Genomic DNA, 16,428 nt, shown 5'->3' on the forward strand with positions numbered 1-16,428 from the left:
GTTAACGCCCTTCTGGCCCCGCATAGGCGCGTTCAACTTTGGCCACACGCAGGGTGTAATAGGAATACCAGCGGGTTTTCCCAAGCTTCTGGGCCAAAAGATGTTGGGCCACGTCTTTCCAGTCCTTCAGGCTGTCCTCATCCGCCCAATAGCTCACGGTGATGCCAAGGCCGGCGTCGTCTCGGGTGCTTTCAACCCCCAGATATCCGGGTTGGTTTTGGGCAAGTTCCCCCATTTGGTCGGCCATCGCGCCGTAACCGAAATCGCCTTCGGTGCGTTGTGCGGTGAAAATGACGGCGTAATAGGGCGGCTCGGGAAGGGGGGCAAAGCGGGACATGGGTTTCCTTTGAGTTGCTTGGGACTTTCATGGCGCAGTGCGGCCTCCAGGGCAAGCCTGCCGTATGAATTGTCGCGAGGACGTGGCCAAGACATTAGGTGGATTCCCTTCGCTTCGAACACGACGCGAAGGCAAAGAAAAACGCGCCGCCCGCTGGGGCGACGCGCTGTGACTTCTGACTTTACCGCCAAGCCTATTCAGCGGCGATTTTGATAACGGGCTCCATCCGGGCAAGAATATCATCTGCAAGATGGCATTTGACCTGATGGTCTCCGTCCAGCACGCGCACTGGCGGCACTTCTTTCTCACAAAGTCCGCCGGGCACCTCCGATTTCCAGCGGCACCGCGTTTGGAAGGGACAGCCGGGGGGCGGGTTCATGGCAGAGGGGATATCCCCGTCCAGAACGATATGCTGCTTTTCGATAGACGTGTCCGCAATGGGCACCGCCGACAAAAGCGCCTCGGTATAGGGGTGATAGGGCGGGCTAAAGACCTGATCGGTCGTGCCCAGTTCCACCACATGGCCCAGATACATGACCATCACCCGATCACTGAGATAGCGCACAATCGAAAGGTCATGGCTGATGAACAGAAGCGTGGTTTTGTGTTCACGCTGAATTTCCATCAACAGATCGGTCACTGCCGCCTGCACCGACACATCCAGCGCCGACACAGGTTCATCTGCAACAACAATGCGCGCATCGCCCGCAAAGGCCCGTGCAATGCCAACACGCTGTTTTTGTCCGCCTGACAGCTGGCGCGGCATCCGATCCGCAAAGGCACGCGGCAACTTCACAAGATCAAGCAATTCCAACATACGCTTGCGTCTGGCCGCCTCGCTGTCGCCAACCCCGAAGATTTCCAGCGCCCGCATGATCTGGCGCCCCACCGACATGGACGGGTTCAGCGTATCAAACGGGTTTTGGAAAACCATCTGCACATCGGCGACGGTCTGGGTGCTGCGGTTCTCGATCGGGATCTGTTCGATGTTGCTGCCATCCAACAGAATTTGCCCATCCGTGGCGGTCTCAAGCCCCATCAGAACCTTGGCGAACGTGGATTTGCCACAGCCAGATTCACCCACAATCGCAAGCGTTTCAGACTCTCTCGCCTCGAACGAAAGCGTTTCGTTGGCTTTGACGACCTTTTTCTCGCCCCCACCGAACAGGGCATTGGCAGCCACTTCATAATATTTCTTGAGGTTGTCCATCTTCAGAACAACCTTGCCAATTTCACCTTTTTCCTTCTGGTCGGCCAGTTCGAGCGGCGCATCCCAGTCGATCTCTTCAAACTTGACGCACCGCGTGGTGTGGCGGTCAAACCCGGCCACCGCAGACATGGGAATGTCCTGCGCATCACAGCGGCCCTTTTCGAAATAGTCGCACCGCGGACCAAAGTTGCAGCCGGGCGGACGTTCGTGCGGCAAGGGGAAGTTGCCGGGAATCGCCACAAGAGGGCGGGCATTTTTATCCGCCCCGGGAAGCGGGATCGACCGGAACAAGGCCTGCGTATACGGGTGCTGCATGTGGTCGAACACATCTTCGATAGAGCCCCGTTCAACGGCCTCACCAGAATACATGACACACAACCGGTCACAGGTTTCCAGAACCAGACCAAGGTTATGCGAGATAAACAGCATTGATGTGCCGTATTTCTTGCCCAGATCCTTGACCAGTTCGACCACCGCAGCCTCGACTGTCACATCCAGGGCCGTGGTAGGCTCGTCCAAAATCAACAACGCCGGCTTTGACATCAAAGCCATCGCAATGACGATGCGCTGTTGCTGCCCTCCAGAAAGCTGATGCGGATAAGAATTCAACATGCGTTCAGGGTCGGGAAGCCGCACGTCGGTGACAACTTCCAGCGCCCGACTATAAGCTTCCTTCTCGCCAATGCCCTCGTGGATCATCGGCACTTCCATCAGCTGCTTGCCGATTTTCATGGCCGGATTGAGCGAGGCCATGGGCTCTTGGTAAATCATCGCAATTTCGTTGCCGCGCACGTCGCGCAGTTCGTCGTCGCTCATCTCCGAAAGATCGCGCCCTTTGAACTTGATCGATCCACCAACGATCCGGCCGTTCTTGCCAAGGTCCTGCATCACGCCAAGCGCCACGGTGGATTTACCACAGCCTGATTCCCCAACAAGGCCAACAGCCTCGCCGGGCATGACACGCACCGAGAAATCCATCACGGCCGGAATTTCTCTCAGTCGTGTGAAGAAGGAGATCGACAGGCGGTCAATCTCGAGGATCGGCCCGTCATAGTCTTCCATTTTACTCATGTTCCAGTCTCCCTGTTTGGAGCGGTGGGGCAGTGCCCCTTTCATTGTTCTTCAAATACTCCGGGGGCCCGGGGGCAGGCCCCCGGTTCCACCAGATTATCAATCGCGCAAGCTTTCCTCCCGCAGGCCATCAGCCAACAGGTTCAACCCCAATACCAGGCTGAGCAGGGCAAAGGCCGGAACCAGAGCAGGGTGCGGATAGATCGACAGCAACTTGCGACCATCGTTGATGGTTGTCCCCCAGTCCGGGCTTTCCGGTGGCAAACCCAGACCAAAGAACCCCAAGGTTCCCAAAAGGATCGTGGTATAGCCAATGCGCAGGCAGAAATCGACGATCAACGGCCCACGCGCGTTGGGCAGGATCTCCCACAGCATGATGTACCACGGTCCCTCACCACGGGTCTGCGCAGCCGCCACATAGTCACGCGTCTGGATGTCCAGCGCGAGCCCCCGCACGATACGAAACACGGTGGGCGAGTTGACAAACACCACGGACACAAAGACCACAAGGATCCCCGAGGCGATGTCGAACAGGTCAAGCGATCCAGGCAGGATGTTGATCTTCGATCCCGGTGCCGAGATCAAAGACAGATAGAGCCAGCCCATCACAACCATGACACCTGCCAGCAGCGGTGTTCTCAGGCGCGGACGTGTGTAGAAACGGGAGTTCAGCAGGACCGCGACAAAGATCAGCGGAAAGATGAACAACACAGTCGCCATATAGTTCGGAATACCCGTCGCCACGATTTCCGGTGTCACCAGCAGATAGAACAGCAGGATGACAGGGAAGGCGAGGATCAGGTTCGCAAGGAACGATAGACCAGTGTCCAGCTTGCCACCGAAGTAGCCCGCCGGAAGGCCCAGCGTAATCCCGACCATAAAGGCAAACAGCGTGGCAAGGGGCGCAATCTGCACCACGATCCAGCTGCCGTGCACCATACGGCTAAAGACGTCCCGAGCCAGGTTATCGCCGCCCAGAAGGTACCAGCAGCTGTGGCCACAGGTCGCCGGATCCAGCCCGGCCACCGGTGTTCCGGGCAGCTTGTTCTTCATGCGCGACACTTGCGACAAGGGATCATGGGTTGCGATCAGGTCGAAGAGGCCGGCAAACACCGCCATATAGACCCAGAACATCACAAGCCCAAAGCCGATCATGCCAATCGTGCTATCAAACAGCTTGCCATAAAGTCCAAGGCGACGCTTGTAGACGAACGACAGGGTGAAGGTCACAAAAAGAGCGATCCACACCGGTGCAAGACGCGCCGACACGGCGCCGATAATGCCTGCTTTGCCAAAGGGCATCACCAGCCCCGCAGCCAGATACAGCACAACCAGCACGACCAGAGCGAAAAACAGGTACTTCGATGCGATATCAACGTATTCTTTCGGGCCGTTTGCAGCACCTCCTGTCATCACCGCACCCACAGGGGCAGGGCGGAAAACGAAAGAGGCAACAACTTGCAAAGCGACCGCGACGACGAAGGCCATCCCGACCCATGTGAACATGGGGTTCAAAACAGGGCCAAGAGCGCCAGTCCAGGTAATTGGTTCCATTAGTCTGGCTCCTTCTTAAGAAATGCGGATACGCGGGTTCAGATAAACATAGCCGATATCCGAAATCAGCTGTGTCACCAGAACAACCACAACGGACACCACCGAGACTGCAAGAAGCATCTCGATATCGTTGTTGCCTGCCGCATTCACCAGCTGCCAGCCAAAGCCGGAGTAGGAGAACAGGGTTTCAACAATCACGACACCGTTCAGCAGCCACGGGAACTGCAGCATGATAACCGTAAACGGCGCGATCAATGCGTTCCGAAGGGCGTGCTTCATGACGATGTTGCGAAACGCAACGCCTTTTAGGCGGGCGGTCCGGATGTACTGGGCGGTCATGACTTCGGCCATCGACGCTCGAGTCATCCGGGCAATATAGCCCATGCCGTAGAGGGCGACGGTCAGCACCGGAAGGGTGAAGTTCTGAAGGTTTGCGCTGTCCATGGCGGTTTTGGCCGACCCTTTGAAAAGCGATTTACCTTCGATAATGCCCATTTCGTTCAACCACGGACCAAGACCATGTCGTGTCGATGCCAGCATTGCGATGAAAATCACACCCGACACATATTCCGGTGTCGCAGTGGACAGGATCGATACGGTGGACAGGGTCCGGTCCGTGCGGCTGCCTTCTTTCATGCCGGCCAGCACGCCAATGATCAGGGCCGAGGGCACCATGACCACCATCACCCAGAACATGAGTTTGCCGGTGTTGGCCAACCGTTTGCCCAAGACATCCGCAACGGGTGCTTTGGAAACCGTTGAAAAGCCCCAATCCCCTTGCAGAATTCCGCAATACCGCGGTGTGTCCTCGGGCGCGACGCCGGGGCGTACACATTTTCCGACGATGCTTCCGTCTTCTTTTTCGGTTACAAAGCCGGGCATCAGACCCAGCCACTGGGCGTATTTGATTGGCGTTGGCTGAAGATAGCCCCGTTCCCCGAGATAGGTTTCAACGGCCTCATCGCTCATGCGGAAGTTGCCTTGCGATTTGGCGAGTTTCTCGAGGTTGGGGTAAAGGTTGGTCATGAAGAATACGATGAAGGTCAGGCACAGTGCCGTCACAATCATCATTCCGACCCTTCTAAGGATAAACAGTCCCATATGGTCCCCTGTTGGTCTGTTCTTGTTGGGCCTTTTGTACATCCCCGGTTTTTAGGGCGTACAAAGACAAAAAAGCCGTCCGGTTGTCGGACGGCGCGTCTATGACTTTATGTTTTGGAGGCGGTTCTTGCGCGCACTGGTTTCGGCATAATATGGCGTGACAGAGCGGTCATCAGAAAAAGTGCTGTAACAAGAACAGTGGCGCTGGCAAATGCTTGCGTCATGTTTCCCCCTTGGCTGGTTCCGCGCTCTTTAAGAACCGATTGTTGTTTTGTTACACCTCAAAACCTGATGATTTCGGGCGTGATGAGCGTCTTCTTTCTTATTCGGCACCAGAAACCGGCATAGGTCAATGTTCTTGATCGTCATTTGGAGGACGAAAAGCGACACGCGTATCGGCTTTTTCCGACATGTTGCGGGCGCGGATCATTTTTGAGCGGTTAGGAAACCTTTGGGCGATTCTTTGCGAATCTGGCTGGGGCTGGCCCCAAAGTGCTGCTGGCTAAAGCGCGAGAAGTAAGCGGCACTGCCGAATCCCAGCTCGCTGGCGATCTCGTTAATCGGCATGTCGCTGTGCTTAAGAAGCATTCGGGACTCGTGCTGGATCATTTGTGTCAGCATATCCGCCGCAGTCATTCCCGCACATTGTCGACAGACACGGGTCAGATGCGTCGGCGTGATCTCCAACTCATCCGCATAGGACGCCATGGATTTGCCGGTATGAAACGAATCGGCCAGTAAATCACAGTACCGTCTCACGATACGTTCAGCGGCGGTTGCCCGAGGTTGCGCACCAACCAGTTGCATCTGGCGCCGCAGCCAGATCGACATCAGGGAGGCTTCGGCAATCAGAGCTTCGGCAAGAAAACTGCGGTTCTCATGAATTTCTCGGCGCACGTCGTCAAACAGCCCCGTCAGTTCGGCCTGTGCCAACCCGTCCTGCATGCGCAATTGTTGGGTGCGGTCGGGCAGTTGCACACGCCCGTCGGCAGGCACCACAAGAACCTGCCCCTGAATGTGGCGGCCGGTGTCCATCGCGAACAGCTTGCCTGCGGGAATGAAAATCGCGTTATGCGCGCCGAACCCACGCCGCAGCCCATGTAACAAAAGCCGCCCCTGTCCGCGCGTGATCCAGATTAGCAGGTGATGATCCCGCATGTGCAATTGCTCGAGATGCCAAGCGCCATCAAGGGTCATCTGGGCAAGCGTCATCACATGGATCGCAGAGTGATCGGTGGTGCTGGGTTCTGCAGAAACGGGCTTTTCACGGTGAATGCCCTGCGATCCGCCGGTTTGAGGCGGTCGCGTCAAAAATGAGGGAATATGAACACTTTTCTCTGCCATTGGCGGGAATTACTGACAGAGACGTTCGAAACCGGCAAGGGCGTATCTGGTTTCATACGGCGGATTCTGGCTGAAATTTGAACCAACTCTTCATTTTTGAGCGAAACCAAGTGCGCTGCCTTTTGGCGAACTGGCGGGTGGCGATTGTGGCGCGTTCCTGTGCCTCGTCCAGTGGCAACTCTCCGCGCAGATGCGCGATGAGTTCGGGGGCGCCAATGGCCTTTGACGATAAAAGGCTGGGGTCCCAGCGCTCAAGATTGTGGCGCGCCTCATCCAGAGCACCAAGATCAAGCATCATCTGGAACCGTCGGGCGATGCGAGCATTCAACCATTCGCGGTCCACATCGAACAGGATCGGCACACAGTCGGTTTCAGCCAGCATCGGGGCAGGCGTGTCGTCTTGCCACGCAGCAAGTGGGCGCCCCGTTGCCCGCAGAACTTCCCATGCGCGCTGGACCCGCATCGGGTTCAACTGATCGATTCGCTGTGTGGTTTGGGAATCAAGCTCTGCCAGAAGGGCCCTGAACCCTTCTGTGGCGACCCTTGCATCGGCCTCGGCGCGAATTTCAGGTGGGGTTGGCGGGATATGGGCCAATCCTTTTGTCAGCGCGGTAAAATACAGCCCTGTTCCGCCTGTGATAATCGGGCGCTTTCCCTCCTCAAGCAGGGGGGCAACCTCGCGCAACCAATGCCCGACCGAGTATTCGGCGTCATACGGCAAATGCCCATAAAGTGCGTGAGGAGCCCGCAATTCGTCTTCTTTCGGGGGGCGGGCCGTCAAAATGCGCCAGTTATCATAAACCTGAATGGCGTCGGCATTCACGATCACGCCGCCCTGCCGCTCTGCGATCTCCAGAGCGAGTGCACTCTTGCCGCTGGCGGTGGGGCCGGCGATCAAAACGGGTTGTTCGGAAGAGATTTGGGGCAGGGTAGACATGTGCACTCTCAGTTTTTTGTGCCGGTTTGGGTCTGACTGGGTATCTCGCCATTGAATCCGACCGTGTTTTCCGACATTTTGCGCCCGATCCTAAATCTTTGCGCAGATGGAGTGCAACATGACCGAGGCGACCCCCGAACCCGAAACCACATTCAGCCGCGTAATGCTCAAGATTTCGGGGGAGGCACTGATGGGGGACCAGGGATTTGGTCTGCATCCGCCAACCGTGCAACGTATCGCCCAAGAAGTGAAGCGCGTGAGCGACCTTGGTGTTGAAATCTGCATGGTGATCGGTGGCGGCAACATCTTTCGCGGGCTGTCCGGTTCTGCGCAAGGAATGGAGCGCACAACAGCGGATTACATGGGAATGCTGGCGACGGTGATGAACGCCCTGGCAATGCAATCCGCCTTGGAAGAGATCGGCGTGTTTACACGGGTGATCTCGGCCATCCGTATGGACGAGGTCGCGGAACCCTATATCCGTCGCCGCGCCGTGCGCCACCTTGAGAAAAAGCGGGTCTGCATCTTTGCGGCAGGCACCGGAAACCCGTATTTCACCACGGATACGGCCGCAACGCTGCGGGCCAACGAGATGGCCTGCGAAGCGATCTTTATGGGCAAAAACGGCGTCGACGGGATCTATGACAAAGATCCAAAAGAACACGCGGATGCGGTGCGCTATGACTCGGTCAGCTATGATGATGTGCTGGCCAAACGCCTGAAAGTGATGGACGCAAGCGCGATCGCCCTTGCCCGTGACAACAATCTTCCGCTGATCGTCTTCTCCTTGGATGAACCGGGGGGCTTCCGCGGTATTCTCGCAGGACGGGGCACCTATACAAAGGTCGGCTGATCCCTTTAGAATAGAAGATGAAACCGGCCGACGGGCCGCAAAACAAAAAGAGCATGAACATGTCAGATGATTTTGAACTCGACACCGCCGACCTGACCCGACGTATGGAAGGTGCCATCGGCGCGCTGCGCACGGAATTCGCGTCTTTGCGGACCGGCCGCGCCTCTGCGTCGATGCTTGAGCCGGTGATGGTCGAAGCCTACGGCCAAAAAACGCCTATCAACCAGGTCGGGACAGTGAACGTTCCCGAGCCGCGCATGGTCACCATCAACGTATGGGACAAATCGATGGTGGGTGCTGTTGAAAAGGCGATCATGAATTCCGGTTTGGGCATCAACCCGCAAACCAATGGCACAATCGTCATGCTGCCGATCCCTGAACTCAACGAAGAACGCCGGACCGAACTGGCCCGTGTTGCTGCGCAATACGCCGAACACGCCCGCGTCGCGGTGCGCAACCTGCGCCGTGATGGCATGGATCAGGTCAAGAAGGCCAAAGCGGACGGGCTGTCGGAAGATGACCAGAAGTTCTGGGAAGCCGAAGTTCAGGATCTGACCGACACCTATATCAAGAACGTGGATGCGGCGCTGGAAAACAAGCAAGCCGAAATCATGCAGGTCTGATTGGTCAGGGCTGGATAGGTGACATCGGACTCTCCCCCCGCAAGTGGACCGCGACACGTCGCGATAATCATGGATGGCAATGGCCGCTGGGCGCAAGCGCGCGGGCGGCCTCGGCTGTTTGGGCACCACGCTGGCGCGCGGCGTGTGCGTGAAATCGTCGAAGCCTGTCCGTCGAACGGCGTGAAGTATCTGACGATATTTGCGTTTTCGACAGAGAACTGGAAACGGACCCAGATCGAAGTTGCGGGGCTGATGAGCCTGTTTCGCCGCTATATTCTCAAGGAAATGCAGGATTTTGTGAAGCGCAACGTGCGTGTCCGCTTTATCGGTGACCGCGTGCGGCTTGACGAAAAACTGCGCGGCCTGATGGATGAAGCCGAAGAGCTGACCGCCCATTGTACGGGTACGAACCTGACGATTGCCTTGAACTATGGCGGGCGGGATGAAGTGGCACGGGCCACGCACCGGCTGGCGCAGGACGTGGCCGCAGGCAAGCTCGACCCGAACAAGGTCGATGAAGAAACCTTGCCCAAGTATCTCGATACCCATGTGCTGCCCGACCCTGATCTGGTGATCCGTACAAGTGGCGAGGCCCGCATTTCGAACTTCTTGCTGTGGCAATCCGCTTATGCGGAATATGAATTTATCGACACACTTTGGCCGGACTTTTCGGCAGAAGAATTCCACACGCTGGTTTCAGGGTATGGCGGTCGTGACCGCCGCTTTGGCGCGGTGACCGCATGAGTGCGGCCTCTGGAAAGCCCGAAGGGAAGTGGGGGGATTTGCGTCTTCGCATTTTGTCGGCTCTGGTTCTTGCAGCAGTCGGAATTGTTGAAGTCTGGCTTGGCGGATTGTGGTTTCATGCCTTTGTCGCACTGATCGCAGGTGTGATGACTTGGGAACTGACCCGTATGTTGGGCCCAGAGTCTGATCCCTTGCCGATTGCGATGGGGTGTTTGTCGGGCGTCGCATTGTTTGTGGCTTCGTCCTTTTTGCCGGGGCAGGCGATCTTTGCGGTGCTTGTTGCGCCTGCAATCGTCGGGGCGACCCAATTGAAAAAGGATCGGCTGATTTACGGGGCCTACACGGCGGCGCTGTTGTTGGCCTGCTATGGTCTGATCGTGTTGCGCGATCAACGGGGCATCGAATGGATTCTCTGGCTGGTGCTTGTGGTGATCGCAACGGACGTGGCGGGCTATTTCGTCGGACGCATTGTAGGCGGTCCAAAATTCTGGCCCAAGGTATCGCCTAAAAAGACATGGTCCGGCACCATTGGGGGCTGGGTGGCTGCGGCCATGGTTGGTGCAGCTTTCGGCGCTATGCCTTTGGTTATTATTAGCATTATCGCGTCGTTCTTCTCGCAGATGGGCGATGCGGCGGAAAGCGCGATCAAACGGCACACAGGTGTCAAAGACAGTTCCAATCTGATCCCCGGACATGGCGGATTTCTGGACAGGTTTGACGGAATGATGGGGGCGGCCCTGTTCGTGTTGCTGGTCGGCACGTTTATAGGACTGCCTGCGGGGCATTGATGAGAAAAGTATCCATTTTCGGGGCGACGGGTTCAATCGGACAAAACACGATTGACCTGATTGCCCGTGATCCCGAAAGCTATGATGTGGTCGCATTGACTGGCGGACGTAACACGGCTCAACTGGTACGGGACGCGCGTCGTCTGAAGGCCGATGTCGCCGTAACGGCCTTTCCCGAGTTGCTGGACGATCTTCGCGCGGCTTTGGACGGCTCTGGCATCGAAGCGGCAGCAGGCGCGACCGCAATTGACGAGGCCGCATCACGGCCTGCGGATTGGGTGATGTCGGCAATCGTCGGGGCGGCGGGGCTTGCCCCGGGCCTCAAGGCTCTTGAACAGGGCGCGACACTGGCTTTGGCCAACAAGGAATCGCTGGTGACGGCCGGTCCTTTGATCATGGGCACAGCCAAGGCGCACAACGCCAGAATCCTGCCTGTCGACAGCGAGCACTCTGCCGTTTTCCAGGGTTTGATCGGCGAGGATTTTGATGCCGTCGAGCGCATCATTATCACTGCAAGCGGTGGCGCGTTTCGGGATTGGTCGTTGGAAGACATGGCCCAGGCCACCCCGGCGCAGGCGTCGTCACATCCAAACTGGAACATGGGTCAGAGGATCACGATCGACAGCGCCAGCATGTTTAACAAGGCGCTTGAAGTGATTGAGACCAAAGAGTTCTTTGGGTGTTCTCATGATATGATCGAGGTGCTGGTTCATCCTGAATCGATGATCCATGCGCTGGTCGGATTTAACGATGGTGCGCTGATGGCGCACGTAGGCCCGCCGGATATGCGTCACGCCATTGGCTTTGCTCTGAATTGGCCCGAGCGGCGTAAATTGCCGGTGGAACGGCTGGATCTGGCAAAGATCGGATCGTTCCATTTTCGCGACCCTGATATGGTGCGCTACCCTGCACTGCGCCTTGCGCACGAGGTGCTCGAAGCTGGCGGGATGAATGGCGCGATTTTCAACGCAGCAAAGGAGCGCGCTTTGGACGGGTTCCTTGAGGGGCGCATCGGCTTTTTGCAAATGGCGGAAACGGTCGAGAAAGTTCTGACGCGAATGTCAGTGGACACCCGCCTTATTAATGCCGAAATGACACTTGATACCGTCTCGCAAACAGACCATCTGGCACGCAAGAGGGCCGACGAGGTCATGGCAGAGTGGCAAACATAGGATAACACGTGGATATTATTGGTCTGATCTCGGGATTCGGGAACATTTTCTGGGTGGTGATCGCCTTTGTGGTGGCGCTATCGGTCATCGTCGCGATTCATGAATACGGCCATTACATCGTCGGACGCTGGTCGGGAATCGGCGCCGATGTGTTTTCCATCGGGTTTGGTCCGGTTCTTTGGTCTCGCTATGACAAGCGTGGCACCAAGTGGCAGATCGCTGCTTTTCCTCTGGGCGGATACGTCAAATTCAAAGGTGACGCCAACGCGGCCAGTGGCAAAGACGATGAAGCCATGTCCGATCTGACCGATGAAGAACGCCGCCACACGATGCATGGCGCGCCTCTTTGGGCGCGGACCGCGACCGTAGCTGCAGGTCCGATTTTCAACTTTATCCTGTCGATCATCGTTTTTGCTGCTGTGTTCCTGACACGTGGCGAAGTGGGAGACACCTTTAAGGTTGGCGAGCTGCGTGATCTGCCGCCACCGGCCTATACGCTTCAGGCCGACGACGAAATTCGCGCGATTGGCGGGCTGACGGTGCCGAGCTTCGGCGATGCCGAAGGGTTCAGTGCCTTTGCAACGGACCTGCCGATTGCCGCGCCACTTGAATATGAAGTGATCCGTGATGGTCAAAATGCGCGTGCCACCGGACCCTATCTCTATCCGCCGATTGTGTTGCATCTGGCCCCTCAATCTGCGGCCTATAACATTGGCATGGAAGTCGGAGACGTTATCACCGCGATTGATGAACGTCCGATTCTCGCCTTCTCCGAATTGAAAGAAGCCGTTGAAACCGGAGAGGGCCGCGCCCTGTCGCTTACGGTTTGGCGCAGTGGTGAAGAAATCGACTTTACCCTCGTGCCGCGTCGCGTTGACGAGCCACAACCAGGCGGCGGCTTTGAAACAAACTGGCGCATCGGTATCGGAGGTGGTCTTGCCTTTGATCCGGCAACCGAAACACCCGGTGTCGGCAGTGCCGTCTGGGGCGGTGTCGTCCAGACGGGCCGTATCATCGAAGGTTCGATCTCGGGGCTGTATCATATGGTGACGGGCGCGATCAGCACCTGCAACCTGTCCGGACCCGTTGGAATCGCTCAGACTTCTGGTGCCATGGCAAGTCAGGGCGCGATGAGCTTTATCTGGTTTATCGCCGTGCTGTCGGCTGCGATCGGAATGTTGAACCTGTTCCCGATTCCCATGCTGGATGGTGGTCATCTGGTCTTTTACGCTTACGAGGCCGTTGCCGGTCGCCCCCCAAGCGATGGGGTCGTGCGCGTCTTGATGACAATGGGACTGGTTATCGTTCTGAGTATGATGGCGTTTGGCCTGACCAACGATCTGTTCTGCCCATAAAAGGAAGAGGGCAGGGCAGCTTCCCAAAGCTGTCTTAAACCTGCCCAATTTCCGCCCCATTCCTTGCTTAGCTTTGAGTCACGGAAACAAAGCATTTGAGGAATGAAACCGTGCATACCATCGAACAAGGTTACCACGCATTGGGTCTGCTCATCGACATTAACTGGGATCGTCTGCTATTCCCCATGGCAATTCTGGCCGGTCTGATGGGCGCTGCTTTTTTGGGGTCGCTCGGCTTCTTTTGAATTCAAGACACACAGTCCAGTTTGAACCCCGGAGGAGATGCAATCCTGCGGGGTTTTTCGGTTGTGGATAACTCTGTGGGTAAGTTTCCGACCTCCGCGACCTCGTGTGTTTTTGACAATGCGTTCTATTCAAGTTAGTGACATCGCATCTGGGATGTCTTGCAGGATACTGTGGTATGAACACTCTTCCACGAGCAGAGGCACGGACCAAGGTCGTAGAAAACTCTTGGCTGCGTCACTATCTGATCGGTTTTTTTATATTAATAACAGCGCTCTTTTTGCTATTGCCTGCCGCTGCCACGGCGCAGAACTATCAGTTCAGCTCGATTTCGGTCGAGGGTAATCAACGGATCGAATCTAGTGCGATTGAGACCTATGCGGGAATCAAACGTGGCCAGACCGTGAACGCGGGCGAGCTGAATTCGGCTTATCAGCGTGTACTGGCGAGCGGATTGTTTGAAAGCGTTGAACTCACACCGCGCGGCGGGACCTTGGCGATCAAGGTTGTCGAGTATCCAACCATCAACCTTGTGCGTTTTGAAGGCAATGCCCGTCTGAAAGACGAAGCTTTGTACGGGATTATCGAATCCGAACCTCGGCGCGTGTTGAACCCCACAATTGCCGAACGCGATGCAACCAACATTGCAACTGCATACGCACAGGCCGGTCGTTTGTCGGCCCGCATCACCCCGCGTATCATCCGCCGCAGCGACAACCGTGCGGACCTGATCTTTGAAATCTTCGAAGGTGGCGTCGTTGAAGTCGAGCGCGTGAGCTTTGTTGGCAACGAAGAGTTTTCGGACCGTCGCCTGCGTCGTGTTCTTGGCACAAAACAGGCGGGCATTCTGCGTCGTCTGATCCAGCAAGATACGTTTGTTGTTGATCGAGTCGAGTTTGACAAACAGGTCCTGCGCGACTTTTACCTTTCGCGCGGATATGTTGACTTCAGGACTGTCGGTGTAAATGCCGAATTGGCGCGCGAGCGTGATGGCTATTTCGTGTCCTTCAACATTCAGGAAGGACAACAGTTCAAATTTGGTCAGATCACCGCCACCAGCGAAATCGCTGCTGCTGATCCCGAAGAGTATCTGGATGCCCTGAAGATCAAGCCCGGCGTGGTTTACACACCGTCCCTGGTCGAAAGCTCCATTGCGCGTTTGGAAAATCTGGCGATCAAGCAGGGGCTGGATTTTGTGCGGGTTGATCCGCGCATAACACGAAACGAGCGTGATCTGACGCTTGATGTCGAGTTCGCAATTGTACGTGGTCCACGTATCTTCATCGAACGCATCGATATCGAAGGCAACACGACAACTCTTGATCGGGTTATCCGCCACCAATTCCGCGCTGTGGAAGGCGATCCCTTCAACCCGCGTGAAATCCGCGAAAGCGCCGAGCGCATTCGCGCATTGGGCTTCTTTGAGAATGCCGAAGTGAACGCCCGCGAGGGGTCGTCACCGGACAGTGTTGTTGTTGACGTGGACGTTGTAGAGCAACCCACCGGTTCGCTGTCGTTTGGTGGTACCTATTCGACCAACGACGGTATTGGTCTTGTGGTACGTTTTGCCGAGACGAACTTTTTGGGTCGCGGACAAGCGCTCAGCCTGTCGTTCTCGACCGCATCTGAAATCAACGACTATGTCTTCAGCTTTACAGAACCGGCCTTCCTTGGTCGGGATCTCGCGGCTGGCTTCCGTCTGAGCTTCCAGGAAGCGGATACAGACGAGGTTCGTTTTGCGAACACCGTTGGCGAATTCCGCCCGTCGATTGAGTTCCCGGTAAGCGACTATGGACGCCTGAACCTGCGCTATACCGCACAGAACGTCGAAATGGAGATCGACTCGTCCGAGGCGATTGCCGGCTCTATCATCGACGCAGAAGCTGCGCGCTCTGACATCTGGAAAAGCTCGCTCGGGTATACCTACACCTACGACACGCGCCGGAAAGGTCTTGACGTGAACCGGGGTATCCTGCTCGAGCTGTCACAGGACTTTGGTGGTCTTGGCGGGGATTACGAGTTTATTCGCACAAGCGGTAAAGCCGTCGCGGAAACCCGCGTTTTCCACGAGGAAATCACGTTGCGGGCAAGCCTTGAAGGTGGGGCCTTGTACTCACCGAACAAAGACAGCCGCGTGAACGACCGTTTCAACATCCGCTCACAGCAAATGCGGGGCTTTGAACCCTATGGTATCGGCCCGCGCGAGATCGGCGTCTCTGCAACGCAGGACGATGCCTTGGGCGGGAACTATTTTGCGGTGGCCCGTTTTGAAGCCGAGTTCCCTCTGGGTCTGCCAGAAGAGTACGGCATTGATGGCGGTATCTTCTTTGACATCGGGTCGGTCTGGGGACTGGATCAAACATCTGCGAATGTCCTTTATGAAGACTTCAGCCTGCGCCAAGTGATCGGTTTCTCCCTGTTCTGGGAAACACCAGTTGGTCCGATGCGTTTCAACTTCTCCAAAGCTTTGAAGAAAGAACAATTCGACAAAGAACAGAACTTTGACTTCACGCTTGAAGCACGGTTCTGATCCGGCATGACCAAGGCTTATACCTTTACTCTGGCGGTCCTGATCCTTGTGATCGGGACCGTTTTTGCTTCTGCTCAGTCGGGCGTGCGTGTCATCACTCCGATTTTGACGATTGATTCCGAACGGCTGTATGCCGGTTCGTCTTTTGGGGCGCGCGTTGCCAGTGAGATGGAGGCGGATCAATCCGTGCTGCTTGCCGAGAATCGCAAGATCGAAGCGGAACTTGCCGCGGAAGAAAAAGAGCTGACGGAACAGCGCAAGAATATGACACCAGAAGATTTTCGGGCCGTGGCCGATGCCTTTGACCGGCGTGTTCAGGACATTCGCCGCATTCAGGATACCAAGGCCCGATCCATCGGCGAGCGCCGAGAGCAGGAACAGGCCGTATTCGTACAGGCCGCGCGTCCCGTTCTTGTTGAACTGATGCAAGAGGCCGGCGCTTCGGTGATTTTGGAACGCAGGTCCATTCTCGCTTCCAATGACTCGATTGATATCACAGAGCAGGCAATCGCAAGGCTGAATGCGGCAATCGGAGACGGCGCACAATTGCAGCGCGACCCCTGATC

15 protein-coding genes are annotated in these 16,428 nt (G+C 56.4%); 9 read left to right on the top strand and 6 right to left on the bottom strand.

Annotation, left to right across the window (positions count from 1 at the left end; all coding sequences use genetic code 11):
* Position 1: 1 nt before the first annotated feature.
* From PH7735_RS11875 to miaA, 6 genes are all read right to left on the bottom strand, one after another.
* Positions 2-337: an antibiotic biosynthesis monooxygenase family protein gene (locus PH7735_RS11875; RefSeq protein WP_058311586.1), complete on the bottom strand. Its 336-nt coding sequence runs from the start codon at positions 335-337 to the stop codon at positions 2-4.
* A 193-nt stretch (positions 338-530) separates the two neighbouring features.
* Complete coding sequence (locus tag PH7735_RS11880; RefSeq protein ID WP_058311852.1) at positions 531-2,618, bottom strand: dipeptide ABC transporter ATP-binding protein; 2,088 nt, start codon at positions 2,616-2,618, stop codon at positions 531-533.
* 99 nt (positions 2,619-2,717) lie between these two features.
* Entirely contained in the window at positions 2,718-4,172 is a 1,455-nt protein-coding gene (locus tag PH7735_RS11885; RefSeq protein WP_058311587.1) for an ABC transporter permease, read from the bottom strand.
* Between the two features lie 15 nt (positions 4,173-4,187).
* Positions 4,188-5,273, bottom strand: a complete 1,086-nt coding sequence (locus PH7735_RS11890) for an ABC transporter permease (RefSeq protein ID WP_058311588.1) — start codon at positions 5,271-5,273, stop codon at positions 4,188-4,190.
* Positions 5,274-5,699: 426 nt separating this feature from the next.
* Positions 5,700-6,617, bottom strand: a complete 918-nt coding sequence (locus PH7735_RS11895; protein ID WP_233488310.1) for an AraC family transcriptional regulator — start codon at positions 6,615-6,617, stop codon at positions 5,700-5,702.
* Between the two features lie 52 nt (positions 6,618-6,669).
* Positions 6,670-7,554, bottom strand: coding sequence for a tRNA (adenosine(37)-N6)-dimethylallyltransferase MiaA (gene miaA, locus PH7735_RS11900; RefSeq protein WP_058311589.1), 885 nt, complete (start codon positions 7,552-7,554; stop codon positions 6,670-6,672).
* A gap of 118 nt (positions 7,555-7,672) precedes the next feature.
* Between miaA and pyrH the strand changes: the two genes are divergently transcribed.
* The 9 genes from pyrH (at position 7,673) to PH7735_RS11940 (ending at position 16,426) form a co-directional block, all read left to right on the top strand.
* Complete coding sequence (gene pyrH / locus PH7735_RS11905; RefSeq protein ID WP_058311590.1) at positions 7,673-8,407, top strand: UMP kinase; 735 nt, start codon at positions 7,673-7,675, stop codon at positions 8,405-8,407.
* Positions 8,408-8,466: 59 nt separating this feature from the next.
* Entirely contained in the window at positions 8,467-9,030 is a 564-nt protein-coding gene (gene frr, locus PH7735_RS11910) for a ribosome recycling factor (protein ID WP_058311854.1), read from the top strand.
* 18 nt (positions 9,031-9,048) lie between these two features.
* The gene (gene uppS, locus PH7735_RS11915) at positions 9,049-9,774 is read left to right on the top strand and encodes an undecaprenyl pyrophosphate synthase (RefSeq protein WP_058311591.1); all 726 of its coding nucleotides are present in this window, start codon (positions 9,049-9,051) and stop codon (positions 9,772-9,774) included.
* Positions 9,771-10,562: a phosphatidate cytidylyltransferase gene (locus tag PH7735_RS11920; protein WP_058311592.1), complete on the top strand. Its 792-nt coding sequence runs from the start codon at positions 9,771-9,773 to the stop codon at positions 10,560-10,562. The genes uppS and PH7735_RS11920 overlap by 4 nt, the downstream gene beginning before the upstream one ends.
* Complete coding sequence (gene dxr, locus PH7735_RS11925) at positions 10,562-11,734, top strand: 1-deoxy-D-xylulose-5-phosphate reductoisomerase (RefSeq protein WP_058311593.1); 1,173 nt, start codon at positions 10,562-10,564, stop codon at positions 11,732-11,734. Before PH7735_RS11920 ends, dxr begins: the two co-directional genes overlap by 1 nt.
* Before the next feature lie 8 nt (positions 11,735-11,742).
* A complete protein-coding gene (rseP, locus tag PH7735_RS11930) occupies positions 11,743-13,089 on the top strand; it encodes an RIP metalloprotease RseP (protein ID WP_058311594.1) in 1,347 nt (448 codons plus the stop codon).
* Between the two features lie 110 nt (positions 13,090-13,199).
* Positions 13,200-13,334: a hypothetical protein gene (locus tag PH7735_RS21165; RefSeq protein WP_267885808.1), complete on the top strand. Its 135-nt coding sequence runs from the start codon at positions 13,200-13,202 to the stop codon at positions 13,332-13,334.
* 176 nt (positions 13,335-13,510) lie between these two features.
* On the top strand, positions 13,511-15,862 hold the full coding sequence (bamA, locus tag PH7735_RS11935) for an outer membrane protein assembly factor BamA (protein WP_082645227.1): 2,352 nt from the start codon (positions 13,511-13,513) through the stop codon (positions 15,860-15,862).
* Positions 15,863-15,868: 6 nt separating this feature from the next.
* On the top strand, positions 15,869-16,426 hold the full coding sequence (locus PH7735_RS11940; RefSeq protein WP_058311595.1) for an OmpH/Skp family outer membrane protein: 558 nt from the start codon (positions 15,869-15,871) through the stop codon (positions 16,424-16,426).
* Positions 16,427-16,428: the final 2 nt, after the last annotated feature.

The organism is Shimia thalassica (genome assembly GCF_001458215.1).
In the GTDB taxonomy this organism is placed as follows: domain Bacteria; phylum Pseudomonadota; class Alphaproteobacteria; order Rhodobacterales; family Rhodobacteraceae; genus Shimia; species Shimia thalassica.